This window comes from Bacillus cereus group sp. BfR-BA-01381, from assembly GCF_022663555.1.
Taxonomy (GTDB): Bacteria; Bacillota; Bacilli; order Bacillales; family Bacillaceae_G; genus Bacillus_A; species Bacillus_A pacificus.
Genome location: NZ_JAKUFR010000008.1, coordinates 77127 through 100697, shown reverse-complemented (window position 1 = coordinate 100697; position 23571 = coordinate 77127). Strand labels below are relative to the sequence as shown.

Below are 23571 nucleotides of genomic sequence, written 5' to 3'. Positions count from 1 at the left end.
GAAGAAGAAAAGAAACAAAATGAACAAAATAATGGTAATGGTCAAGGAACGACCCCTCCAGCAAATAACGGAGGAGGCCAAGGAAATACAACCCCTCCAGCGAATAACGGAGGAGGTCAAGGAAATACGACCCCTCCAGCAAATAACGGAGGAGGCCAAGGAAATACGACCCCTCCAGCAAATAACGGGGGAGGTCAAGGAAATACGACCCCTCCAGCGAATAACGGAGGAGGTCAAGGAAATACGACTCCACCAGCGACCACAGAACCCAATACTGGCGGTAATGCAGGAGAGGCCCCTGCTAATAATGGGCAGTAAGAAAAAATTATTAAAAAGCACTTAAGATTTGTAAAAATTACAATCTTAAGTGCTTTTTTCTTTTAAATGCATTAGCAGTGAGACAATGTATTTTAAATATTAAAAGTACCATAGAAGTTTTGAAAATAAATTGAAGGAAAATGATAAAAAATTTGAGACTGTGGTAACGGAGGATAAGCGTGGCTTTGAAAGGTGGTACTACTTGGATGTGCGCCATGATGCCAAAATGAGGGAGTAATTTGACCTGGAATTTGATATTGTTGCCAAGTTGCAGGAAGTTCAATTCCAACATCGGAACTAGCCGTATGAACGGCTGGAACGTGTATTTCCGGGGTCGAAGGAACTACGGCAGTTACTCTTGATGATACCCACATAAAAATATTCACTCCTAAGTTGCGATAATAAAGTAGTATATTCTTTTCACACATATAAAGGTACAAATAAATGGGACTTTAGGCTAAAACATACGTATAAAGTTGTAAGACCAATTTAAATTGATTTTGGACCATTTATTATAAAAAGATACGTCTATTTACGGAAGGCAAAGGAACGAAGAAAATGTAAAATGGAGGTGTTAATTGCAATAACTTATGTGTTTATGGAGGAATATGAATGGAACGATTATGGACGAAATCATTTATTCAAATGACTTTCGCAATGTTATTTTTATTTACAGGATTTTATTTACTTGTTCCAACGCTTCCGATTTTTATTAAAGAGATAGGTGGCAATGAATCTCAAGTCGGACTCATGATGGGAATGTTTACAATAGCTGCAGTTGTAGTACGACCGATTATTGGAGGGATATTGGATCAATATGGTAGAAGATCCTTTATTATTTTCGGACTCATCTTTTTTGGGTTAACGATGTACTCTTATAATTTAGCAACGACTATTGTCTTTTTGGCTGTTTTACGTATTATTCATGGAGTAACATGGGCTGTTTCTACAACAGCTGTTGGAACAGCGATAACGGATATTATTCCAGATTCACGCCGTGGTGAAGGTATGGGGTGGTATGGGATGGCTATGACGATTGCAATGGCAATCGGTCCAATGATTGGATTATCGGTTGTACAAAATTATTCATTTCATGGCCTTTTCTTATTAGCCACTCTTTTATCCTTTATGGCAGTCTTATTATCGTTAATGACGAAAATGCCATTCACACCACAAAAAGAAAAAGGGAAAATGCAACTGTTTGAGAAATCCGTTCTATCCATTACGGTAGTTGTATTCTTTTTATCATTTGCATATGGAGGGATTACGACGTTTTTACCGCTATTTGCATCGTCAATTGATGTGAATCCTGGGACATTCTTTCTTGTATATGCAATTGCATTAACAATTATAAGGCCAATTTCAGGAAAACTATTAGATAAGTATGGAGAAGTATTTATCATACTTCCGGCACTATGCATTACTATTGTTGCAATAGTTGTATTAACGATTTCAAATAATTTAATAGGTATAGTTATAGCAGCTACATTATATGGTGTTGGATTCGGTTCCGCACAGCCAGCATTGCAAGCCTCGATGCTCTCAATTGTTGACCCGAGTAAAAGAGGAGTTGCTAACGCATCGTTCTTTACCGCATTTGATTTAGGGATTGGACTTGGGGCGATTTTACTTGGAGTTGTTTCACAAATGTTTGGTTACCGTATTTTATTTGCTAGTAGTGCAATTTCAGGATTAATTGCTTTCATTATTTTTATCTTTTTTGTAAAACAGCAATTAAGTAAAAAAGAATTTGCGTAAACTGGAGGAAACAAAGATGGAAATTTCAATTGATTATAAGGCTCTACAATGGTTTAAAGATGAATTACGTATAAAAACGTGGAGAGTCTATACGGTTTAATGTAAGATACGGAGGAGATAGCTCCATTCAGCCTGGATATTCTTTAGAGATTGTTGCAGAGAAACCAGATGGGGAAATCGTGTCATTTGAGAAAGAAGGCATTCTATTTTTTGTAGATGTTGATGACCTTTGGTATTTTCAAAACGATGATTTAGTTGTAGGTTATCATGAGGAAATAGAAGAAATTTAATTTAATTACGTAAAATAATAACTTTATTAAAAATAAATAAATTTTATATGGAAATTATATTTAGAGAATAGTGAAATAAATATAATGCGAAAAACGAGCTGTATATGAATACAGCTCGTTTTTTTATTTAGTAAAAGAAATTGTAAAGTAGGTATATATTTAACGGGATTATATGAATCAACTTTATATTTTGTTTTAAAGATAAATAAAGAGAAGTCTGTCCTTTCTTTATAAAATATGAAAATTATTGTTGAAAAACTGTATTGTTACATCGGTAAAAGTATAGGAAACTTATCATTATAAAATAAATTGAAATCTTCTAAAAACTCTGATACATTGAAATAGAAATGTAGTTTCACAATATTGTAAAGGCTTACAGTTATGTGCACGAAGATCTATTAGGATTGGAGGAAATAATGATGAAAGCTGAAGAAAAATTTTCCCCGGGATTAGATGGTATAGTGGCAGCGGAGACGAAGATCTCGTTTCTTGACACAGTGAAAGGTGAAATTGTAATTCAAGGGTATGATTTAATCGAACTCTCAAAAACAAAAGAGTATCTAGACATTGTGCACCTTTTATTGGAAGAACATCTACCGAATGAAGATGAAAAAGCAACACTTGAAAAGAAATTAAAAGAAGAATACGCAGTACCAGAAGGTGTATTCAACGTACTGAAGGCATTACCGAAAGAAACGCACCCTATGGATGGATTGCGTACAGGTGTGTCCGCATTAGCTGGTTACGATAATGATATTGAAAACCGCTCGTTAGAAGTAAACAAAAGCCGCGGATACAAATTATTGAGTAAAGTACCAAACATTGTAGCGAATAGCTATCATATTTTAAATAATGAAGAGCCAATCGAACCACTTAAAGAATTATCATATAGCGCGAATTTCTTCTATATGTTAACAGGTAAAAAACCAACTGAACTTGAGGAGAAGATCTTTGATCGTTCCCTTGTTTTATATAGTGAACATGAAATGCCAAACTCTACATTTACAGCGCGCGTTATTGCATCTACACAATCCGACTTATATGGTGCTTTAACAGGTGCGGTTGCATCTTTAAAAGGTAGCTTACATGGCGGTGCGAACGAAGCGGTTATGTACATGCTTTTAGAAGCTGGTAATGTTGAAAAGTTTGAAGAGTTATTACAGAAGAAACTATATAACAAAGAAAAAATTATGGGATTTGGACACCGTGTATATATGAAGAAGATGGATCCAAGAGCTTTAATGATGAAGGAAGCTTTAAAGCAGTTATGTGATGTAAAAGGTGATTATACACTATATGAAATGTGTGAAGCTGGAGAAAAGATTATGGAGAAGGAAAAAGGAATTTATCCAAACCTTGATTATTACGCAGCTCCAGTATATTGGATGCTTGGTATTCCAATTCAACTGTACACACCAATCTTCTTTAGCTCTAGAACAGTAGGACTTTGTGCGCACGTTATTGAGCAACACGCGAACAATCGTTTATTCCGTCCACGTGTAAATTATATTGGCGAGCGACATGTGCTTAGTAAATAAGAACAACTGGGGAGTTGTTAGCGCCGCCCGCCAGATGGGTGTTTGACCGACACCCATCATTAATAATAACGAATTTTCGACAGAAAGGGAAGAATAGCATGATTAAAACAAATGAAATTAAACAAAAAGATGCATTATTAGAAGAGATTACGGATTATGTATTAAATAAAGAGGTAACAAGTGCAGAAGCATTCAGTACTGCTCGTTATGTATTACTTGATACACTTGGATGCGGAATTTTAGCATTACAATATCCAGAATGTACGAAATTATTAGGACCAGTTGTACCAGGAACAATCGTGCCAAACGGTACACGTGTACCAGGTACGTCTTATGTGCTAGATCCAGTGAAAGGTGCATTTAATATCGGATGTATGATCCGTTGGTTAGACTATAACGATACTTGGCTTGCAGCAGAATGGGGACATCCATCTGATAACTTAGGCGGAATTTTAGCAGTTGCAGATTATATTAGCCGAGTTCGTATTTCGGAAGGAAAAGAACCGTTAAAAGTACGTGAAGTATTAGAAATGATGATTAAAGCACATGAAATTCAAGGTGTACTTGCTTTAGAAAACAGCTTAAACCGCGTTGGCCTTGACCACGTGTTATATGTAAAAGTAGCAACAACTGCTGTAGTTGCAAAAATGCTTGGCGGAACACGTGAAGAAATCTTTAATGCATTATCACATGCGTGGATTGATAATTCTAGTCTTCGTACATATCGTCATGCTCCAAATACAGGCTCACGTAAATCATGGGCAGCAGGTGATGCAACGAGCCGCGGTGTTCATCTTGCAATGACTGCCTTAAAAGGTGAAATGGGTTATCCGACAGCATTATCTGCACCGGGCTGGGGATTCCAAGATGTATTATTTAATAAACAAGAATTAAAATTAGCAAGACCACTAGAGTCATATGTAATGGAAAATGTATTATTTAAAGTTTCATATCCTGCAGAATTCCATGCACAAACAGCTGCAGAATGTGCTGTGAAATTACATCCAGAAATTAAAGAAAGATTAGATGAAATTGACCGTATTACAATTACAACTCATGAATCAGCAATTCGTATTATTGATAAAGAAGGTCCATTAAATAACCCGGCTGATCGTGATCACTGCTTACAATACATTACGGCAATTGGTTTATTAAAAGGAGATATCGTTGCGGATGATTATGAGGATGCAGTAGCAAATGATCCACGTGTAGATGAATTACGTAATAAGATGGTTGTTGTTGAAAACAAACAGTACAGTTTAGATTACCTTGACCCGAACAAGCGCTCAATCGCCAACGCTGTTCAAGTTCATTTCAAAGATGGAACTGTAACAGAAAACGTGGAATGTGAATATCCACTTGGTCACCGTTTCCGTAGAGACGAAGCAATTCCAAAAGTTGTTCAAAAATTCACTGCAAATATGGCAGGTCATTATTCTAGTAAGCAACAAGAACAAATTCATGAAGCTTGTTTAAATGAAGAGAAACTAGAAAATATGAATGTAAATGAATTTGTAGATCTATTCTTAATTTAATAATAGGGGGAATTTAGAATGGCTTGGGTTGTGAATAAACAGTCAACACAAGAGGAGCTTGCGAATCGCTTCCGAGCTTTAGTAGAAGCAAATGAAATTTTGCAAATTCCAGGTGCTCATGACGCAATGGCAGCTTTAGTTGCGAGAAATACAGGTTTTTCAGCTCTTTATTTATCAGGAGCTGCTTATACTGCAAGTAAAGGGCTACCGGATTTAGGAATCGTGACTTCTACTGAAGTAGCAGAGCGAGCGAGGGATCTAGTAAGAGCTACAGACTTACCAGTTCTTGTTGATATTGATACTGGATTCGGTGGTGTCCTAAATGTAGCGAGAACAGCAGTAGAAATGGTGGAAGCAAAAGTAGCAGCTGTTCAAATTGAAGATCAACAATTACCAAAGAAATGTGGACATTTAAATGGTAAAAAACTCGTTACGACAGAAGAATTAGTTCAAAAGATTAAAGCGATTAAAGAAGTTGCACCGAGCTTATATATTGTAGCGCGCACAGATGCTCGCGGTGTAGAGGGCTTGGATGAAGCAATTGAAAGAGCAAATGCCTATGTAAAAGCAGGTGCAGATGCGATATTCCCTGAAGCGCTTCAATCAGAAGAGGAGTTCCGTCTATTTAATAGTAAAGTAAATGCACCTTTACTTGCCAATATGACTGAGTTTGGGAAAACGCCATATTATAGTGCAGAGGAATTTGCGAATATGGGCTTCCAAATGGTTATTTATCCTGTAACTTCACTTCGTGTTGCAGCGAAAGCGTATGAGAATGTGTTTACTTTAATTAAGGAAACTGGTTCTCAAAAAGATGCACTTTCAAATATGCAAACGAGAAGTGAGTTATATGAAACAATTTCATATCATGACTTTGAAGAATTAGATACTGGAATTGCAAAAACAGTATTATCAGAAGATCAATAGATAAAACAACTAAGGCGATGAGAGTACATCTTTGGCAAAATAAACTGCTTGATGTGAAAATTCATCGCCTTCTGTTTTCAAAAATAAGATATTCCACTCATCGTAGACGAGTATATGTAGTAGCAAGTAAGGCCGAAATGATAGGGGGATTCAGATGGAGAAAACGAAGTTACCGTGGGATGAATTTTTTTCACTTAATAAAGATGTGAATCATGCTTTCTTTACGCCAGAAGATTTTTCAGGAGATGAAGATTTAATCGCAAAAACGACAGAACAATTCGTTAAACAAGAAATTGTTTCACAAATGGAGAATATTGAACAACATAACTATAAAGTTTCTCGTCAATTGTTTGAGAAAGCTGGAGAACTTGGATTATTAAGTATCGAAGTCCCAGAAGAATATGGCGGATTCGAATTAGGAAAGGCAGTTTCAGGGCTTGTAGCAGAAAAAATGGGATACGCTGGTGCATTTAGCGTTTCATTTAATATACACGCTGGTGTAGGTACATTGCCTTACATATATTACGGAACGAAAGAACAAAAAGAAAAATATTTGCCGAAAATTGCATCAGGAGAATGGGTTGGGGCTTATGCTTTAACTGAGCCAAATGCCGGTTCTGATGCATTAAGCGCAAAAACGAGCGCAGTATTAAATGAAGATGGAACTGCTTGGAAGTTAAATGGTGAGAAGCAGTGGATTACAAATGCTCATATGGCAGATGTATACGTTGTTTTTGCGAAGACAAATAAAGGAATGACAGCGTTTATTATCGAAAGAACATGTGAAGGCGTATCCATTGGACTAGAAGAAAAGAAAATGGGGATCAAAGGTTCTTCAACGGCTACCCTTATTTTAGAAGATGTAGTTATACCAGCTGAAAATGTTTTAGGGGAAGTTGGAAAAGGGCATCACGTAGCTCTTAATATTCTAAACTTCGCTAGACTAAAGCTCGCTTTTGGAAATATTGGAACAGCAAAACAAGCAATTGGCTTGTCAGTTCAATATGGAAAAGAACGAAAACAGTTCCAAACAGAATTAGTAGACTTTACGATGATTCAAGAGAAAATTGCAAATATGATCATTGCTACATATGGAGCAGAAAGTGCAGCTTATCGTACAGCAGGTGTAATTGATGAAGCGATTCATGAGAGTGATGAAGATCTTATGAAAAAAATGTCTCAATTTGCTATTGAATGTGCACTGAATAAAGTAAATGCTTCTGAAACACTTGGTCATATCGTAGATGAAGCTGTACAAATTCATGGTGGTTACGGTTATATGCAAGAGTATGAAGTAGAACGATTATACCGTGATGCTAGAATTAGTCGTATTTTTGAAGGGACGAACGAAATTAATAGATTAACAGTTGCCAAAATGTTAATGAAACAAATGGAACAAATTGAAGATACTGAAATACAGATTGATGTAGAAAATGTCGAAAGAAACCATCGTTACATTTTATTAGCGAAAAAATTGTTGAAACAATCTTTGAAAACGCTCTCTAAAACTCCAGGTTTAAAAATTGATCAAGAGCAAGAATATTCACGTGTATTATCAAATATGTTAACGGACGTGTACGTCATGGAATCAGCATTTTTACGTACGAGTAAAGCAATTAGTAAAAATGGTGCAGAAAAAGAGCGTACGAAACAAATGATAACTGACGTTATTTGTGAAGAAGGCTATCGCAAAGTAGAAGAAGCAGCGATTTCTATACTTTCCGCGGCTATTACAGAAGAACAAGATAGACACGTGATTTTAACTGAAATTCGTCAATTACTAGTGCCTTTATACACGAACGTATTTACAAAAAAGAGAGAAATTGCGAAAGCTATTATAAATCGCGGAAAGTATATTGTGTAAATAGGAGGAAAGCGATATGAAAAAGATTGGTTTTATCGGTTTAGGTAACATGGGTCTTCCGATGTCTAAAAATTTAGTTAAATCAAGTTACACAGTATATGGTGTGGATTTAAATAAAAATGCTGAAGCTTCTTTTGAAAAAGAAGGCGGAATTATCGGCTTATCAATTTCAAAACTAGCAGAAACATGCGATGTAATTTTTACAAGTTTACCTTCACCTCGCGCTGTTGAAGCGGTATATTTTGGCGAAGAAGGATTATTTGAAAATAGTCACTCGAATGTAGTTTTAATTGATACAAGTACTGTATCTCCACAGTTAAACAAACAGTTAGAGGAAGCTGCAAAGGAAAAGAAAGTAGACTTTTTAGCAGCACCTGTTAGTGGTGGGGTAATTGGAGCTGAAAACCGTACATTAACATTTATGGTTGGTGGATCAAAAGAGGTATATGAGAAAACGGAATCTATCATGGCTGTACTAGGTGCGAACATTTTCCATGTTAGTGAGCAAATTGATAGTGGTACAACAGTTAAATTAATTAATAACCTATTAATTGGTTTTTATACAGCTGGTGTGAGTGAAGCTTTAACATTAGCGAAAAAGAACAATATGGATTTAGATAAAATGTTTGATATTTTAAATGTAAGCTATGGTCAAAGTAGAATTTATGAACGTAATTATAAAAGTTTTATAGCACCCGAAAACTACGAGCCAGGATTTACTGTGAATTTATTAAAGAAAGATTTAGGCTTTGCAGTTGACTTAGCTAAGGAAAGCGAACTCCATTTACCAGTAAGCGAAATGTTATTAAACGTATATGACGAAGCGAGTCAAGCTGGATATGGAGAAAACGATATGGCTGCATTATATAAGAAAGTTAGCGAGCAATTAATTTCTAATCAAAAATAAATTATACAAAGGAGAGAATACAATGATTACAACTGAAATTAAACGAGTAAAAAATCATATTAATGGTGAGTGGGTAGAATCTACTGGTACAGAAGTAGAAGCAGTTCCAAATCCGGCGACTGGAAAAATTATCGCTTACGTGCCGCTATCTCCGAAAGAAGATGTTGAAAAGGCTGTTGAAGCAGCAAAAGCAGCATACGAAACATGGTCTAAAGTACCAGTTCCGAATCGTTCAAGACAATTGTATAAATATTTACAGCTTTTACAAGAAAACAAAGAAGAACTTGCAAAAATCATTACGCTTGAAAATGGTAAAACATTAACGGATGCAACTGGTGAAGTACAACGTGGTATTGAAGCAGTAGAACTTGCAACATCTACGCCCAATTTAATGATGGGACAAGCACTTCCGAATATTGCTAGCGGCATTGATGGATCAATTTGGCGCTACCCAATTGGAGTTGTTGCTGGAATTACGCCGTTTAACTTCCCGATGATGATTCCATTATGGATGTTCCCGCTTGCAATTGCTTGTGGTAATACATTCGTATTAAAAACATCTGAAAGAACACCACTTTTAGCAGAGCGACTTGTAGAGTTATTCTATGAAGCTGGTTTTCCAAAAGGGGTATTAAATTTAGTACAAGGCGGAAAAGATGTTGTAAATAGCATTTTAGAAAATAAAGATATTCAAGCTGTTTCGTTCGTTGGATCTGAGCCGGTAGCTCGTTACGTTTATGAAACAGGTACGAAACACGGGAAACGTGTACAAGCGTTAGCTGGTGCGAAAAACCATGCGATTGTAATGCCAGATTGCAATCTTGAGAAAACAGTACAAGGTGTAATCGGATCTGCATTTGCAAGTAGTGGAGAGCGCTGCATGGCTTGTTCAGTAGTAGCAGTAGTTGATGAAATTGCAGATGAATTCATCGATGTATTAGTGGCAGAGACGAAGAAGTTAAAAGTAGGAGACGGTTTCCACGAAGATAATTATGTTGGACCATTAATTCGTGAATCTCATAAAGAACGCGTATTAGGCTATATTAATAGCGGTGTAGCAGATGGAGCTACTTTATTAGTAGATGGCCGTAAAATTAAGGAAGAAGTTGGAGAAGGTTACTTTGTAGGTGCGACAATCTTTGATGGTGTAAATCAAGAAATGAAAATTTGGCAAGATGAGATTTTTGCTCCAGTATTAAGCATTGTACGTGTTAAAGATTTAGAAGAAGGTATTAAACTAACAAACCAATCTAAATTTGCAAATGGAGCGGTTATTTATACATCAAGCGGTAAACATGCACAAACGTTCCGTGATAACATCGATGCGGGCATGATCGGTGTAAACGTAAACGTTCCAGCACCAATGGCATTCTTCGCATTCGCAGGAAATAAAGCTTCATTCTTTGGGGATTTAGGTACAAATGGTACAGATGGCGTTCAATTCTATACACGTAAAAAAGTTGTAACTGAGCGCTGGTTTTAATATAAAGTAGACAGCCAAATCAGTTGTTAAGAAGAAAACCACCACTATGAATAGTGGTGGTTTTCTTCTTGTTAATTGCTTTTTTCAAAAGCTAGTTTAATACCAAAACCAATTAAGACAATTCCCGTTAACCCTTGAATATAACGTTGTGTCTTCGGTTTTTTCATAAAAGCACTAATTTTATCAATTAAAAATATATAAAAAGCGAACCAAATAACTGTTAAAACTAGGTAAGTAAGGCCCATTATAAGAAGTTGGATAAACGTATTATGATTTGGATTTAAAAATTGCGGTAAAAATGTTAAAAAGAAGACTGCGATTTTAGGGTTTAATAAATTTGTAAGAAACCCTTGGCGAAAGCAAGAAGTATGCTCGTTTGCGTTATTCAAAGATATATCGTTCGTATTGACGCCTTCTTTATTTCTTACTGCTAAAAGGGCTTTAATACCAATATAAATTAAATATAGAGCTCCAACGTACTTGAAAATAGAAAATAAAAGAGCTGACTTTACAATAAGTGCGGAAAGTCCGATTACTGCTGCTAAAGTATGAATCAATAGTGCAACACATGTACCGAACACTGTTTTCACCCCGCCTACCTTACCAGCAACTAATGTGTTTTTCGTAGCCATTGCAGTATCAGGACCAGGTAAAATAATAAGACAAATAGACATAATGATGAAAAGAAAATAATTTTCAATCATAGTCGCTCCTCCTTCTTTTATTTTTAGAATATTTAATTAAAAATAGTGTAGCACATAATTTGATTTAATAAAATTAAATTTTATTAAAATTTATTAAATAGGAAAAAGGCTATATAGGCGTGTAATTATACGACCCTATAGCCTCAATTTTATCCCGTATGAAAGGGCGATTGCTTCTACTAATAATAAGAGGGAGATCAACCCTACTTATTAAATTTTCACTTTACGCATTAAGTAAGTTAAAGAACCGGTTTACATCTTCTTCTGAAACATCACTTAACAGCTTATATTTATAATTTGGATTTTGGTCTTTATCAACGACAACAGATCGTACTCCTTCAAAGAAATCTTCATGTCTCATGAAGTTTTTAGCAAGTACAAGGTCAGTAGCGAAACATTCTTCAACGGACTTATCTTGTCCATCAATAAACTGTTTTAATGTTACTTTTAGTGAAATAGGAGATTTTGATAATAACGTTTCTTTCGTTTGTAAAGCAAAGGAACTTTGATCTTTTTCTAATGAATGAATAATTTCTTCAATTGTATCGAATGCAAAATGTGAATTAATTTCTTCTAATGAAGGGGAAAGCTCGCTTTCTAATGTTGGAGCAGTTGCAAATGTACGAATGACTTCTTTTAAATGAGTATGTACATCATCTTCTTTATGCCAATGTACACTTTCCAGTTCAGTAAGGAAATTTGGTAATGAATCAGATGCCATAAAATAATCAGCAGCGTTTATAAATAATACGTCAGAAGCTTTTAAAATAGATGCTGTTAAAGCGACATAGCGGCCAGCATACCCTGGAGCTTTATTTAAGAAATAAGCAGCACCGACGTCTGGGAAGAAGCCAATATTCATCTCTGGCATTGCCCATTTCGTACGCTCAGTTACAATTCGATATTTCGCACCATTTGTAAGACCGACACCACCACCCATTACAATTCCATCTAAACAAGCGATAATCGGTTTTTTATATTGATAAATATATGTATCAATTTCATACTCTTCTTCAAAAAAACGTTCCGCATGCTGCAATGCAGCTTCATTTGAACGTGCTTCATAAAGAGTTTTAATGTCGCCACCTGCACAAAAACCTTTTGTGCCAGCTCCTTTTAATACGATAAGCGCAATTCGCTCATCATGTTCCCACTCTTTCAGCTTTTGCCCAATTGGTTGCAACATGTCATAAGATAAAGAATTAAGTGCTTTTGGGCGGTTTAAAGTAATTGATGCAACGCCGTTTTCGCTAACAGAAAATAAAACGTGTTCAGTCATAATTCATCCTCCCTTACATATCTTCTTATTCTTAATTCTTTATACGTACTGAAATGTCCTTTATAAATTTTGTCTAAAGTTAGCGGTATATGTTAATTTGTCCACTGCATATTTTGACGAGTTATATTTGCAGGATTTTGGAGGTTGAAAATGAATATTACAACATTACTGTAATTGTAATTATTTGAAGTTACCATGATAAACAAGCTATTATATATGTGTAAATTGTACATAATCACTTCGAAAAGAGTATTTGAAGTGATTATAATGAAAGAAAAATTGCTTTTCATTAGAAATAGAGAAAGGAGAAATCGGAATGCCAGTACCTTTACTATTGTCGGTGATTATTTTGTCTTCTTTAATGATAGGGATAACGCAGTATTTTCATCATACAGATACGACAGAGGAAGTGAAGGATAAAGTACGACTTGTATTTCCGATTTTTATCATATCTATTTCTTTTTGCATTTTATTAAATAAAGATGGGTACATTGTTGCAGTATTTTCATTTTTTGTAGCGATTGTTTTCATTACAGTTTTATATTATGTAATGAAAGACTTTATCCAAAAATAAAGATGTCATATGAGACATCTTTATTTTTGGAAAGAATAAAATTTCACATACCGTACTATATGTAAAAATAAAAAAACATATCGCAATAGAAAAGTATGTACTTTACCGTGTATTTACTTGTCAATCTTGCATAGCCAATATACTATTAATAGTGTAGAGATTAGAAAAAGGGGTTGTATCTATCATGAAATTTGAGATGCACACAAAAATTATTTCAAATGAAAAAGAAGTAAGATTACATATAGAAGAAAACATATTTCAATTAAAATTGGATGGTTATCACTTATTTACAGTTCAAGAAATATTACCTTTATATAAATCAAATGAAGAAAGAATCGGTAGTGCAATGATACAAAAGTTAGAATGGGAGAACGGAAAAACTACAATAAACTATCAACTTGTATCACTAAATTCAGTAAATTAAAAGGAGCAGGAAACCATGAAGTTATTTCATACAGCCGATTGGCATTTAGGAAAGCTTGTTCATGGCGTGTATATGACTGAAGATCAAAAGATTGTACTAGATCAGTTTGTACAAGCTGTTGAAGAAGAAAAACCAGATGCCGTAATTATTGCAGGGGATTTATATGACCGAGCAATTCCACCTACAGAAGCAGTAGACTTATTAAATGATGTGCTGCAAAAAATAGTGATTGATTTACAAACACCAGTTATTGCAGTTGCTGGGAACCATGATAGTCCAGATCGTATTCATTTTGGAAGTAGTTTAATGAAAAAACAAGGCTTATTTATTGTAGGGCAATTTCAATTTCCCTATGAACCAATTATTTTAAATGATGAATATGGCGAGGTTCACTTCCATCTCATTCCATACGCGGATCCAAGTATAGTTAGACATGTATTGAAAAATGAAGACGTACGTTCTCATGATGATGCGATGCGTATTTTTATGAATGAGCTATCTGAAGCGATGGATAAAGAAGCTAGACATGTATTTGTTGGTCATGCATTTGTAACTTCTGCTGGAGAAGCGGAAGAGAATACAAGTGATGCTGAACGACCACTTTCAATTGGTGGTGCTGAATACGTAAATAGTCATTATTTTGATAAATTTCATTACACAGCGCTTGGACATTTACATCAAGCGCATTTCGTACGTAATGAGACAATTCGATATTCCGGTTCGCCACTTGCCTATTCTATTTCTGAAGAAAAGCATAAAAAAGGATATTATATTGTGGAACTGAACGAGCAAGGTGAAGCAACAATTGAAAAAAGGTTACTTACTCCACGCCGTAAAATGCGAACAGTAGAAGCGAAAATAGATGAATTGTTACAACATCCAGTAAGTGAAGATTACGTGTTTGTAAAATTATTAGATGAAAATCCTGTCTTGCAGCCAATGGAAAAAATACGCTCTGTTTATCCAAATGCAATGCATGTTGAAAGAGCCATTCAAAGACGAGAGTTCACTGAGTCAAATGAAGTAACTGTTTCAAGACATAAAATGGATGATTTATCATTATTAAAGGCTTTTTATAAAGAAATGAAAGGCTTAGATTTATCAGAAGAGAAAGAACGTCTATTTGTAGAAGTATTACAAACAGTGCAAGAACGGGAAGGTGAACGAGGATGAGACCGATTCAGCTTATTATGACGGCATTTGGCCCATATAAACAGAAAGAAGTAATTGATTTTGACGATTTGGGAGAGCATCGTATTTTCGCCATTTCTGGGAACACGGGCGCTGGAAAGACAACGATTTTTGATGCGATTTGTTATGTTTTATATGGTGAGGCAAGCGGAGAAGAACGAAGTGATACGAGCATGCTCCGCAGTCAATTTGCTGATGATAATGTGTATACAAGCGTAGAATTAACCTTTCAGTTAAAAGGGAAACGTTATGAAATAAAACGACAACTGGGACATAAAAAACAAGGGAACAAGACGATTACGGGACATGCAGTAGAATTATATGAAGTAATTGATGAAGAGAAGATTCCGGCTGTTGATCGTTTCCATGTAACGGATGTAAATAAAAAAGTAGAAGATTTAATTGGTTTAAGTAAACATCAATTCAGCCAAATTGTTATGTTACCGCAAGGGGAATTCCGAAAACTATTAACATCTGAGACAGAAAACAAAGAAGAAATTTTGCGTCGTATTTTTAAAACAGATCGTTATAAGTTAATGCGTGAGTTACTTGATCAAAAACGAAAACAATGGAAAGACGTCTTACAAGAAAAACAGAAAGAGCGAGAGCTATATTTCCGTAATGTTTTTAAATTACCAATTCGAGATGGAGCATTATTAGAGACTTTAGTGGAACAAGAGCATGTAAATACACATCAAGTAGTAGAAGCATTAGAACAAGAAACAGCTGTGTATAAGGCAGAGGTTGAGCAATTACAAGTAGAACAAGATGTTCAAACGAAGCAATTAAAGGATGCTGAAACACGTTTTCATGCAGCGAAGTCTGTAAATGAGAAATTTATAGATTTACAACAAAAGAATGAGAAATATAATAATTTACAAGAAAACCGTTCAGTAATTGAAATGAAAGAAATATCTTTTAAGCGTGCGGAACAAGCGAAGCGCTTATTACCATTTGAACAATGGCACGAAGAAGCGATGGAAAATGAGCAGAAAGCTGAAAGTTTGTTAAAACAAATTATCGCTAAAAAAGAAAATATAATGAATAATTTTGAACTTGCTCAGGAGAAATATGAAGCAATAAAGAATAAAGAACCTGAGAGAGAAAATGCAAAAAAACTTGTTCAAAGATTAGAAGAGTTACAACCGATTATTGCATCATTAGCTGAGAAACAATTGAATTTACAAAATGCAGAAATTCAACTAGGAAAATTAAAAGAAAGTATGAAAAACTTAGATCGACAATTAGAAGAGCATACAAATCAAAAACAGCTAATGTCTGGTGAATTACAGCAATTGGAGCGAGCGCTTGAACGATATGTAGATAAAGTAGAAGAACTAACGAATATGCGAGAAGATGCAAAAGTTTTAAAGCAAGCATATGATGTATGGCAAGAAAAACAAAAATTCGAGCAAGAAAAAGAAACTGCATTTACTAAGATGCAAGAGACAGTTCGTGCATATGAGAATATGGAGCGTCGCTGGTTAAGTGAACAAGCTGGTATATTGGCTCTTCATCTACATGATGGTGAATCTTGTCCAGTATGTGGCAGCACGAACCATCCGAAAAAAGCTTCAGAGCAAAGTGATGCCATCAATGAAAAAGAGTTAAATGATTTAAGAGACAAGAAGAATATTGCCGAAAAATTACATGTGCAAGTAGAGGAGAAATGGAATTTCTATCATCTTCAATATGAGCAAGTAATAGAAGAGGTTAAGAAGCGAGGCTACCAATCGGAAGAATTAGCTGAAACATATAGTGCGCTTGTTCAAAAAGGAAAACAATTAGCAACTGAAGTGAATACGTTAAAAGCAAGTGAAGAAACGCGTAAGCAAACAGCTGTGAAAATAAAAAGCATAGAAGAAAAAGTAGATGCACTTCAGAAACAAAAACATGAGGTAGAAACAGAGCAGCACCGTATAGAAATGGATTGTATGCAGCTTCGTACGTCATATGAACATGATAAGAAAAACATTCCTGAAAACTTACAAACAGTCCAAGCTTGGAAAGTCCAGTTTGACCAAGCTATGCATGAGCTCAAATTAATGGAGGACGAATGGAAGAAAGTGCAGGAGGCGTATCAACATTGGCAAAATGAAAATATACGTATTCAAGCAGAACAGGAAGGTGCTTCTAATCAATTTGAAAGTGCAAAATCGAAGAAAGAAGAGACTTTCACGCGCTTTATGAGAGAGCTTGAACAGAGTGGATTTACAGCTCAAATTACGTATAAAGAAGCGAAATTAAGTGATGCCGAGATGGATATGTTACAAAAAGAAATTCAAAGCTATTATTCATCTCTTGAAGTACTTGCAAAACAAATTGAAGAGTTACATGCTGAATTAAAAGATAAAGAGTATATGGATATTACGACGTTAGGTGAACACATTAAAGAACTAGAAATTAACCTTGATATCATTAAAGAAAAACGTCAACGTGCGCAAAATGCGGTAACATATATTTCTGATTTACATGAAAATATTAGACGTATCGATGAGCAAATTCATGAGGAAGAAAAAGCTTTCCAAGAACTTGTTGACTTATATGAAGTAATGAAAGGTGATAACGAAAGCCGTATATCATTTGAACGTTACATCTTAATTGAGTATTTAGAACAAATCGTTCAAATCGCAAACGAACGATTACGCAAATTATCAAATGGACAATTTTATTTAAAACGAAGTGAACGAGTAGAAAAGAGAAATCGTCAAAGTGGATTAGGGTTAGATGTATACGACGCATATACTGGCCAAACACGCGATGTAAAAACACTATCTGGCGGCGAGAAATTTAATGCCTCACTTTGCTTAGCGCTCGGCATGGCAGACGTCATTCAAGCGTATGAAGGCGGTATTTCAATCGAAACGATGTTTATCGACGAAGGATTCGGTTCATTAGATGAGGAGTCATTAACAAAAGCGGTTGACGCCTTAATTGACTTACAAAAATCAGGTCGATTTATCGGTGTCATTTCACACGTGCAAGAGCTAAAAAACGCAATGCCAGCTGTATTAGAAGTAACGAAGCAGAAGGATGGGTGTAGTCAGACAAGGTTTGTGGTGAAGTAAGTTCAATTGTAATTCATATTATTTGTGATTCTTTAGTATAGAACTTTTGATAAAATAAATGCCTCCTCTGTATTGAGGAGGCATTTATTTGTTATTCAAAATTAGATAATTTATCTATGAGTTATCTGTAGACGGCGGCGTATTTTCCAAACGGTTATAAGTTTTAAAAGCCGAAATTGCAGATATAACACCACCTACTAAAAATAAAGCCGATCCACCGACCAAGATGATACGACTGACATATGTTTCGCGCGCTTCTTCAACTTCTTCTTGTAACATTGTTGGCATTTGAAATCCCCCTTAACAACATTTATTTTGTAGATAGTATATACAAATGCCTAAAATATGTTAAAATCACTGGATAGTGTTAGGAGGAAGTGAATAGTTACATGTGAATTGTTTGAAAAATCTTCATTACAAATTTATGCGAACTTCACATAGAGCACATATTAACATTGTATTATGTATATGTACCAAATAAATAAAGTGAATTGTATTTCGTTCTGTTTTTAAAAATTTAAAATTCTATTATTTTTATATAAAGGTTTCCCGTCGGAGTTTTAAATATTTTGGAAATAGATCTAAATAAGAGAAATTCACATAAAAGGGGAATGTCTTATGACAACATATACGAGTGAAATGAGAAAAAGTTTAGTTTCAGAAGAAGATGTAGATATTTTAAAAATTATGGCTCACCCAATCCGATTACAAATTGTAAATGAATTAAGTACGAGAAAAACTTGTAATGTAACGCAATTAACAGAATTACTAAATATTCCACAATCGACGGTTTCACAACATTTATCAAAAATGAAGGGTAAAGTGTTACGAGCTGAGAGAAGAGGTTTGGAAATTTATTACCATATTAATAATTTAAAAGCGAGTAAGATTGTAAGTGTTTTAGGATATATAAACTAATGAATTATTTTCATATATAATAGCCGCTGCTGATGAGCAGGGGCTATTTTGTGTTGTTTTATCCCGCGTTAACGGAAAGTAAAACTCCCATCTCAAAATTCAGTTGGAGCAAAGAAGTTAGATGGGAGTCGGGCTGTCCGTAAACGTCCGATTGGTTCAACTAATAATCAGTGGGGGATGAACAAAACCCCCACTGATTAAAGTTTCACTTTATGTATTCGCATTTAAAATTTTATAGTTTTTATGATTTACAATTGTTCGATCAAATTCAAAAGTACCACCGCTTACATTTGTAATTTCAACTAAGACCGATTCAGTATAAAGTTTTAGTACAGATCCTGTAATCTTTAAATTGTTTCGTTGAAAAAGTATAGTATCCCCTACGTTTGCTTTCATAGTACCTCCTCATTAAAGACAGAAATATTTTTTATTATATATATTAAACCACGTATAAGTATATTAGTGAATATTTAGTTTTATTTATCAAAAAAATATTTGTTGTCTATGTGTGCAGAATGAAAAGAAATTTTAACAAGACTTATTAAAAATGCTTTCATTATGGTGGGATTTGTAGAGCCAATTGTTACATTTGAAGAAACAATGATAAACGTATAAAGAAAGTCAAGCTTATGAATTGATCTAATAAAACCGTCTTTTTAATAAATATTAAAGAGACGGTTTTTTTGTTTCACTTTTTAAAAAGGGGTTCAAAAACAAATGTAAATCGAACTTATACAAACCAATATAAATAACTGTTACGTATTTAATAAGTGCTTTTTTGTATTTCGTCCTTCGTTTTCTGTAACTGATTCCATGTTTTTAACGCTCTATCTTGTAAGTGCTTACATAAGTGGAAACATCTTATACAATGAAGGTGTTAAATCAAAAGAGGTGACCAAAATGAACATAAAAAAACAAGACTTAGCGAAAAGCATTGAAATAGAAAGAGGAGGCGAAAAGGTATGAAAAAATCAAATGTTAATCCATGGCTTGTTGTCCTTGGTACAGTCATAGTTCAAATGGGACTTGGGACGATATACACATGGAGTTTATTCAATCAGCCTTTAGTTAGTAAATACGGTTGGAGTCTTAACGCAGTTGCGATAACTTTCTCAATTACTAGTCTTTCCTTAGCATTTTCAACTTTATTTGCGAGTAAATTGCAAGAAAAATGGGGACTTCGTAAACTTATTATGATAGCTGGACTAGCATTAGGACTAGGATTAGTACTTAGTTCACAAGCTTCCTCATTAATTTTGCTTTATGTACTAGCGGGGGTTGTTGTGGGTTATGCAGATGGTACAGCATATATCACTTCATTATCTAATTTAATAAAGTGGTTTCCAGAGCGTAAAGGTTTAATTGCTGGAATTTCTGTCTCTGCATATGGTTCAGGTAGTTTAATCTTTAAATACGTTAACGCACAGTTAATCGAATCAGTTGGTGTATCCCAAGCATTTATATACTGGGGTTTAATTGTTACAGCTATGATTGTCCTTGGATCTTGTTTAATCCATCAAGCTGCTGATCAAGGTGCAGTTCAGGAAACAAACACTCATGAATATACAACGAAAGAAATGTTAGGCACAAAACAAGTATACTTATTATTTATTATGTTATTTACATCATGTATGAGTGGCTTATACTTAATTGGTATGGTAAAAGATATTGGTGTTCAACTTGTAGGACTTAACGCAGCAACAGCAGCTAATGCGGTGGCTATGGTTGCAATCTTCAATACATTAGGTCGTATTATTCTAGGACCGTTATCAGATAAAATCGGCCGCTTAAAAATCGTTACTGGTACTTTTGTTGTTATGGCAAGTTCAGTCTTAGTTCTAAGTTTTGTAGATTTAAATTACGGTATCTATTTCGTATGTGTAGCAAGTGTAGCGTTTTGCTTTGGTGGAAATATCACGATTTTCCCAGCTATTGTTGGTGATTTCTACGGTATGAAAAATCATAGTAAGAACTACGGAATTGTGTATCAAGGATTTGGATTTGGAGCGCTTGCAGGTTCCTTTATCGGTGCACTTCTGGGTGGATTCAAACCAACATTCATGGTGATCGGTGTATTATGTGTCGTGTCATTCATTATCGCAATTTTAATTCAAGCACCTAAACAGAAAAAAGAACAAGAAGAAGAGTATCGCAGTGTAGCATAAGTATATAAATCTTCTATAACACTATAGTTACGAAAAAGCATCCTGTTAAATAGGGTGCTTTTTTTGAGTTATTTTAACAAGGTTAAATTACTTTTTATTTTTTTTGATATAAAAGTGAGTGAAATGTCCATTTGGATTATATTGGAATATAATAAATCGATACATCATATTCGAAATATGTATTAAATCTTAAATAATAAAGAAAATATGCATTGATGTTTGCAAGATATATTTTCAGAAAAATATTGAGAAAATAAATGCTCGATTTTTTGTTAAGGATTTGTAACTGAAGGGATCTCCAGTTTATCATCTTTAATTTTTACAAAGAGGAGTAAGAATTAAAGTATTAATGTAAGTGTTTATTAATACTTTTAGATGTAATTGTATTGAAAATCACTAAAGTATTTATCTGAAAAATAAAAATATGTTGACAAGTTTATTGAGAAAGATTATCATTTCGGTGTAAGAACGTTAAATGAAAAACATTATCAATGAATAACATTTTAATGAAAAGTACACTTGACCAATTACTTTAGTAAGTGTATTATTTTTTACATCGATAATGATAATCATTATCATTATTTGTTTGATTAGATTAATTTTCAAATGAAAGGATAGAGGAAATGAACGTAGGGGAATTTGATGGGAAAACTGTTTTAGTAACAGGTGCAGCCCAAGGTATAGGTAGTGTTGTTGCCAAAATGTTTTTAGAAAGAGGAGCTACAGTTATTGCGGTTGATCAAAATGAAGAGGGATTAAACGAACTCTTAAATGAAATACATTTGAAAACGTTTTGCTTAGATGTAAGTGATAGTACCGCAGTTGAACAGATGGTAAATGATATTGAAAATGAAATAGCACCGATAGATATATTAGTGAATGTTGCAGGGGTTTTATGTATGGGAGTGATTCACTCGTTAAGTGATGAAGATTGGAATAAAACATTTTCTGTAAATTCTACAGGAGTTTTCTATATGTCCCGAGCGGTAAGTAAACATATGATGCAAAGAAAGTCAGGGGCAATTGTTACAGTTGGTTCAAATGCAGCAAATACTCCGAGAATGGAGATGGCTGCGTATGCTGCATCAAAAGCTGCAACGACGATGTTTATGAAATGTTTAGGATTAGAACTTGCAGCATACAACATTCGCTGTAACGTAGTTTCTCCAGGTTCAACTGAAACTGAAATGCAAAGGTTACTATGGGCTGATGAGAATGGCGCAAAAAATATAATAGCAGGTACTCAAAGTGCATATAGACTCGGTATACCGTTACAAAAAATTGCACAGCCTTCAGAAATTGCTGAAGCGGTATTGTTTTTAGCTTCAGATAAAGCAAGTCATATTACAATGCACAATTTATGTGTCGATGGCGGAGCGACATTAGGAGTTTAATAAAAAAATTCAGGGGGTTAGTATACAATGAATGAATTTACGGCTGTAAAGGAACTGTCAGAAAAATTACTAGAAGATTATAAGACTGAATCTTCATTCTTTTTCGCTTCACCAACTCGAACGATATTAGCAGAGGGAGAGTTTACTACAATAAAGCATCATGAAATTGAAAGTTTTCCAGAGTTTGTGCAAGCAGAATTACGTAATGCAAAACAAGCAGGAAATCCGAATCCTATCGTTGTCGGTGCTTTGCCATTTGATCGTAGAAAAGAAGTTCAACTTATCGTACCAGAATATAGTAGGACTTCTGAGCGATTACAATTGGATACAACAAATCAGCTTGAAATAAATGAGAACTTAACATTCGAAATGACGCCTGTACCAGCGCCTGAAGTGTATATGAATGGTGTGAAGCAAGGGATTAAAAAAATACAGGACGGGGATTTAAAGAAAATCGTTCTATCCAGATCGTTAGATGTAAAATCTTCCGAAAAGATTGATAAGCAAAAACTTCTTCGAGAATTAGCAGCGCATAATAAGCGCGGATATACATTTGCTGTGAATTTACCGAAAGATGAAAAGGAGAATAGTAAGACGTTAATTGGAGCGAGCCCTGAATTACTCGTCTCACGTAATGGTATGCAAGTTATTTCTAATCCGTTAGCTGGTTCAAGGCCACGTAGTGAGGATTCAGTTGAAGATAAGAGAAGAGCAGAGGAATTACTTTCTTCTCCAAAAGATTTACATGAACATGCGGTAGTAGTAGAAGCAGTTGTTGCAGCGCTTCGTCCGTACTGTCATACATTACATGTTCCGGAAAAGCCATCCGTTATTCATAGTGAAGCGATGTGGCATTTATCTACTGAAGTGAAAGGTGAACTAAAAGATCCGAATACTACTTCTTTGGAATTAGCAATTGTTCTTCATCCGACGCCAGCAGTTTGCGGAACACCGATGGAAGAAGCGAGAGAGGCGATTCAAAAAATTGAGCCATTTGACCGTGAATTCTTTACAGGAATGCTAGGGTGGAGTGATTTAAATGGAGACGGTGAATGGATTGTTACAATTCGTTGTGCTGAAGTACAAGAAAATACACTCCGTTTATATGCAGGAGCGGGCGTTGTTGCTGAGTCAAAACCAGAAGATGAATTAGCAGAAACATCAGCTAAGTTCCAAACAATGTTGAAAGCTTTAGGGTTAAATGATAGTTCACTTAATGAAAAGTAGGGGGCAG

Annotated in this window: 20 protein-coding genes and 2 pseudogenes; 17 read left to right on the top strand and 5 right to left on the bottom strand. The window is 34.9% G+C overall.

Features of this window, described 5'->3' with window-relative positions; translation table 11 throughout:
* Positions 1–318, top strand: a pseudogene (locus MR079_RS04815) (penicillin-binding protein); the annotation flags it as partial.
* Positions 319–410: 92 nt separating this feature from the next.
* Here MR079_RS04815 and MR079_RS04810 read toward each other — a convergent pair.
* The gene (locus MR079_RS04810) at positions 411–692 is read right to left on the bottom strand and encodes a hypothetical protein (protein ID WP_139867251.1); all 282 of its coding nucleotides are present in this window, start codon (positions 690–692) and stop codon (positions 411–413) included.
* Positions 693–930: 238 nt separating this feature from the next.
* On the opposite strand from MR079_RS04810, the gene MR079_RS04805 reads away from it, so the two are divergent.
* The 8 genes and pseudogenes from MR079_RS04805 (at position 931) to MR079_RS04770 (ending at position 10620) form a co-directional block, all read left to right on the top strand.
* Complete coding sequence (locus MR079_RS04805; protein ID WP_139867249.1) at positions 931–2076, top strand: MFS transporter; 1146 nt, start codon at positions 931–933, stop codon at positions 2074–2076.
* Positions 2077–2092: 16 nt separating this feature from the next.
* Positions 2093–2366: pseudogene (locus MR079_RS04800) on the top strand (HesB/YadR/YfhF family protein).
* 416 nt (positions 2367–2782) lie between these two features.
* Positions 2783–3904: a citrate synthase gene (mmgD, locus tag MR079_RS04795; RefSeq protein ID WP_001987369.1), complete on the top strand. Its 1122-nt coding sequence runs from the start codon at positions 2783–2785 to the stop codon at positions 3902–3904.
* Between the two features lie 98 nt (positions 3905–4002).
* On the top strand, positions 4003–5439 hold the full coding sequence (prpD, locus tag MR079_RS04790; RefSeq protein WP_000598132.1) for a 2-methylcitrate dehydratase: 1437 nt from the start codon (positions 4003–4005) through the stop codon (positions 5437–5439).
* An 18-nt stretch (positions 5440–5457) separates the two neighbouring features.
* Positions 5458–6366 (top strand): methylisocitrate lyase, encoded by a 909-nt coding sequence (gene prpB / locus MR079_RS04785; RefSeq protein WP_000312655.1) that lies wholly within the window; start codon positions 5458–5460, stop codon positions 6364–6366.
* Between the two features lie 154 nt (positions 6367–6520).
* Positions 6521–8230: an acyl-CoA dehydrogenase family protein gene (locus MR079_RS04780; RefSeq protein ID WP_242293637.1), complete on the top strand. Its 1710-nt coding sequence runs from the start codon at positions 6521–6523 to the stop codon at positions 8228–8230.
* Between the two features lie 16 nt (positions 8231–8246).
* Entirely contained in the window at positions 8247–9137 is an 891-nt protein-coding gene (locus tag MR079_RS04775) for an NAD(P)-dependent oxidoreductase (RefSeq protein WP_139867245.1), read from the top strand.
* Positions 9138–9159: 22 nt separating this feature from the next.
* Positions 9160–10620: a CoA-acylating methylmalonate-semialdehyde dehydrogenase gene (locus MR079_RS04770; RefSeq protein WP_000633358.1), complete on the top strand. Its 1461-nt coding sequence runs from the start codon at positions 9160–9162 to the stop codon at positions 10618–10620.
* A 71-nt stretch (positions 10621–10691) separates the two neighbouring features.
* Here MR079_RS04770 and MR079_RS04765 read toward each other — a convergent pair whose 3' ends face one another.
* Together MR079_RS04765 and MR079_RS04760 are read right to left on the bottom strand one after the other, a co-directional pair.
* Positions 10692–11324 carry a LysE family translocator gene (locus tag MR079_RS04765; RefSeq protein ID WP_000572338.1) on the bottom strand — a complete coding sequence of 211 codons (633 nt, stop codon included), beginning with the start codon at positions 11322–11324 and terminating at the stop codon, positions 10692–10694.
* 223 nt (positions 11325–11547) lie between these two features.
* Positions 11548–12603 carry an enoyl-CoA hydratase/isomerase family protein gene (locus tag MR079_RS04760; RefSeq protein ID WP_242293636.1) on the bottom strand — a complete coding sequence of 352 codons (1056 nt, stop codon included), beginning with the start codon at positions 12601–12603 and terminating at the stop codon, positions 11548–11550.
* A 316-nt stretch (positions 12604–12919) separates the two neighbouring features.
* Here MR079_RS04760 and MR079_RS04755 point away from each other — a divergent pair, with 316 nt between their 5' ends.
* The 4 genes from MR079_RS04755 to MR079_RS04740 all read left to right on the top strand — a co-directional run bounded on the left by MR079_RS04755 (position 12920) and on the right by MR079_RS04740 (position 17860).
* Entirely contained in the window at positions 12920–13177 is a 258-nt protein-coding gene (locus tag MR079_RS04755) for a hypothetical protein (protein ID WP_001145040.1), read from the top strand.
* Positions 13178–13361: 184 nt separating this feature from the next.
* Positions 13362–13601 (top strand): DUF2584 domain-containing protein, encoded by a 240-nt coding sequence (locus MR079_RS04750; RefSeq protein WP_000667348.1) that lies wholly within the window; start codon positions 13362–13364, stop codon positions 13599–13601.
* A gap of 15 nt (positions 13602–13616) precedes the next feature.
* Positions 13617–14774 carry an exonuclease SbcCD subunit D gene (locus MR079_RS04745; protein ID WP_139867239.1) on the top strand — a complete coding sequence of 386 codons (1158 nt, stop codon included), beginning with the start codon at positions 13617–13619 and terminating at the stop codon, positions 14772–14774.
* Positions 14771–17860 (top strand): AAA family ATPase, encoded by a 3090-nt coding sequence (locus MR079_RS04740; RefSeq protein WP_242293635.1) that lies wholly within the window; start codon positions 14771–14773, stop codon positions 17858–17860. Before MR079_RS04745 ends, MR079_RS04740 begins: the two co-directional genes overlap by 4 nt.
* A gap of 114 nt (positions 17861–17974) precedes the next feature.
* On the opposite strand, the gene MR079_RS04735 is transcribed toward MR079_RS04740, so the two are convergent.
* Positions 17975–18148, bottom strand: a complete 174-nt coding sequence (locus MR079_RS04735; RefSeq protein ID WP_001142748.1) for a hypothetical protein — start codon at positions 18146–18148, stop codon at positions 17975–17977.
* A gap of 330 nt (positions 18149–18478) precedes the next feature.
* On the opposite strand from MR079_RS04735, the gene MR079_RS04730 reads away from it, so the two are divergent.
* The gene (locus tag MR079_RS04730; RefSeq protein WP_000214798.1) at positions 18479–18778 is read left to right on the top strand and encodes an ArsR/SmtB family transcription factor; all 300 of its coding nucleotides are present in this window, start codon (positions 18479–18481) and stop codon (positions 18776–18778) included.
* A gap of 210 nt (positions 18779–18988) precedes the next feature.
* Here the strand turns inward: MR079_RS04730 and MR079_RS04725 are convergent, their stop codons facing one another.
* Positions 18989–19174, bottom strand: a complete 186-nt coding sequence (locus tag MR079_RS04725) for a YkvS family protein (RefSeq protein ID WP_000646789.1) — start codon at positions 19172–19174, stop codon at positions 18989–18991.
* 566 nt (positions 19175–19740) lie between these two features.
* Here MR079_RS04725 and MR079_RS04720 point away from each other — a divergent pair.
* The 3 genes from MR079_RS04720 to dhbC all read left to right on the top strand — a co-directional run bounded on the left by MR079_RS04720 (position 19741) and on the right by dhbC (position 23564).
* Positions 19741–20943, top strand: a complete 1203-nt coding sequence (locus MR079_RS04720) for an L-lactate MFS transporter (RefSeq protein WP_139867235.1) — start codon at positions 19741–19743, stop codon at positions 20941–20943.
* Positions 20944–21566: 623 nt separating this feature from the next.
* Positions 21567–22337, top strand: coding sequence for a 2,3-dihydro-2,3-dihydroxybenzoate dehydrogenase (gene dhbA / locus MR079_RS04715; protein ID WP_139867233.1), 771 nt, complete (start codon positions 21567–21569; stop codon positions 22335–22337).
* 27 nt (positions 22338–22364) lie between these two features.
* On the top strand, positions 22365–23564 hold the full coding sequence (gene dhbC, locus MR079_RS04710; protein WP_242293634.1) for an isochorismate synthase DhbC: 1200 nt from the start codon (positions 22365–22367) through the stop codon (positions 23562–23564).
* The last annotated feature ends 7 nt before the right edge of the window (positions 23565–23571 follow it).

Bases quoted from the DNA above. Each gene is read 5' to 3' on its own strand.
- MR079_RS04810 (WP_139867251.1), bottom strand. From the start codon at position 692: ATGTGGGTATCATCAAGAGTAACTGCCGTAGTTCCTTCGACCCCGGAA.
- MR079_RS04805 (WP_139867249.1), top strand. From the start codon at position 931: ATGGAACGATTATGGACGAAATCATTTATTCAAATGACTTTCGCAATG.
- mmgD (WP_001987369.1), top strand. From the start codon at position 2,783: ATGATGAAAGCTGAAGAAAAATTTTCCCCGGGATTAGATGGTATAGTG.
- prpD (WP_000598132.1), top strand. From the start codon at position 4,003: ATGATTAAAACAAATGAAATTAAACAAAAAGATGCATTATTAGAAGAG.
- prpB (WP_000312655.1), top strand. From the start codon at position 5,458: ATGGCTTGGGTTGTGAATAAACAGTCAACACAAGAGGAGCTTGCGAAT.
- MR079_RS04780 (WP_242293637.1), top strand. From the start codon at position 6,521: ATGGAGAAAACGAAGTTACCGTGGGATGAATTTTTTTCACTTAATAAA.
- MR079_RS04775 (WP_139867245.1), top strand. From the start codon at position 8,247: ATGAAAAAGATTGGTTTTATCGGTTTAGGTAACATGGGTCTTCCGATG.
- MR079_RS04770 (WP_000633358.1), top strand. From the start codon at position 9,160: ATGATTACAACTGAAATTAAACGAGTAAAAAATCATATTAATGGTGAG.
- MR079_RS04765 (WP_000572338.1), bottom strand. From the start codon at position 11,324: ATGATTGAAAATTATTTTCTTTTCATCATTATGTCTATTTGTCTTATT.
- MR079_RS04760 (WP_242293636.1), bottom strand. From the start codon at position 12,603: ATGACTGAACACGTTTTATTTTCTGTTAGCGAAAACGGCGTTGCATCA.
- MR079_RS04755 (WP_001145040.1), top strand. From the start codon at position 12,920: ATGCCAGTACCTTTACTATTGTCGGTGATTATTTTGTCTTCTTTAATG.
- MR079_RS04750 (WP_000667348.1), top strand. From the start codon at position 13,362: ATGAAATTTGAGATGCACACAAAAATTATTTCAAATGAAAAAGAAGTA.
- MR079_RS04745 (WP_139867239.1), top strand. From the start codon at position 13,617: ATGAAGTTATTTCATACAGCCGATTGGCATTTAGGAAAGCTTGTTCAT.
- MR079_RS04740 (WP_242293635.1), top strand. From the start codon at position 14,771: ATGAGACCGATTCAGCTTATTATGACGGCATTTGGCCCATATAAACAG.
- MR079_RS04735 (WP_001142748.1), bottom strand. From the start codon at position 18,148: ATGCCAACAATGTTACAAGAAGAAGTTGAAGAAGCGCGCGAAACATAT.
- MR079_RS04730 (WP_000214798.1), top strand. From the start codon at position 18,479: ATGACAACATATACGAGTGAAATGAGAAAAAGTTTAGTTTCAGAAGAA.
- MR079_RS04725 (WP_000646789.1), bottom strand. From the start codon at position 19,174: ATGAAAGCAAACGTAGGGGATACTATACTTTTTCAACGAAACAATTTA.
- MR079_RS04720 (WP_139867235.1), top strand. From the start codon at position 19,741: ATGAAAAAATCAAATGTTAATCCATGGCTTGTTGTCCTTGGTACAGTC.
- dhbA (WP_139867233.1), top strand. From the start codon at position 21,567: ATGAACGTAGGGGAATTTGATGGGAAAACTGTTTTAGTAACAGGTGCA.
- dhbC (WP_242293634.1), top strand. From the start codon at position 22,365: ATGAATGAATTTACGGCTGTAAAGGAACTGTCAGAAAAATTACTAGAA.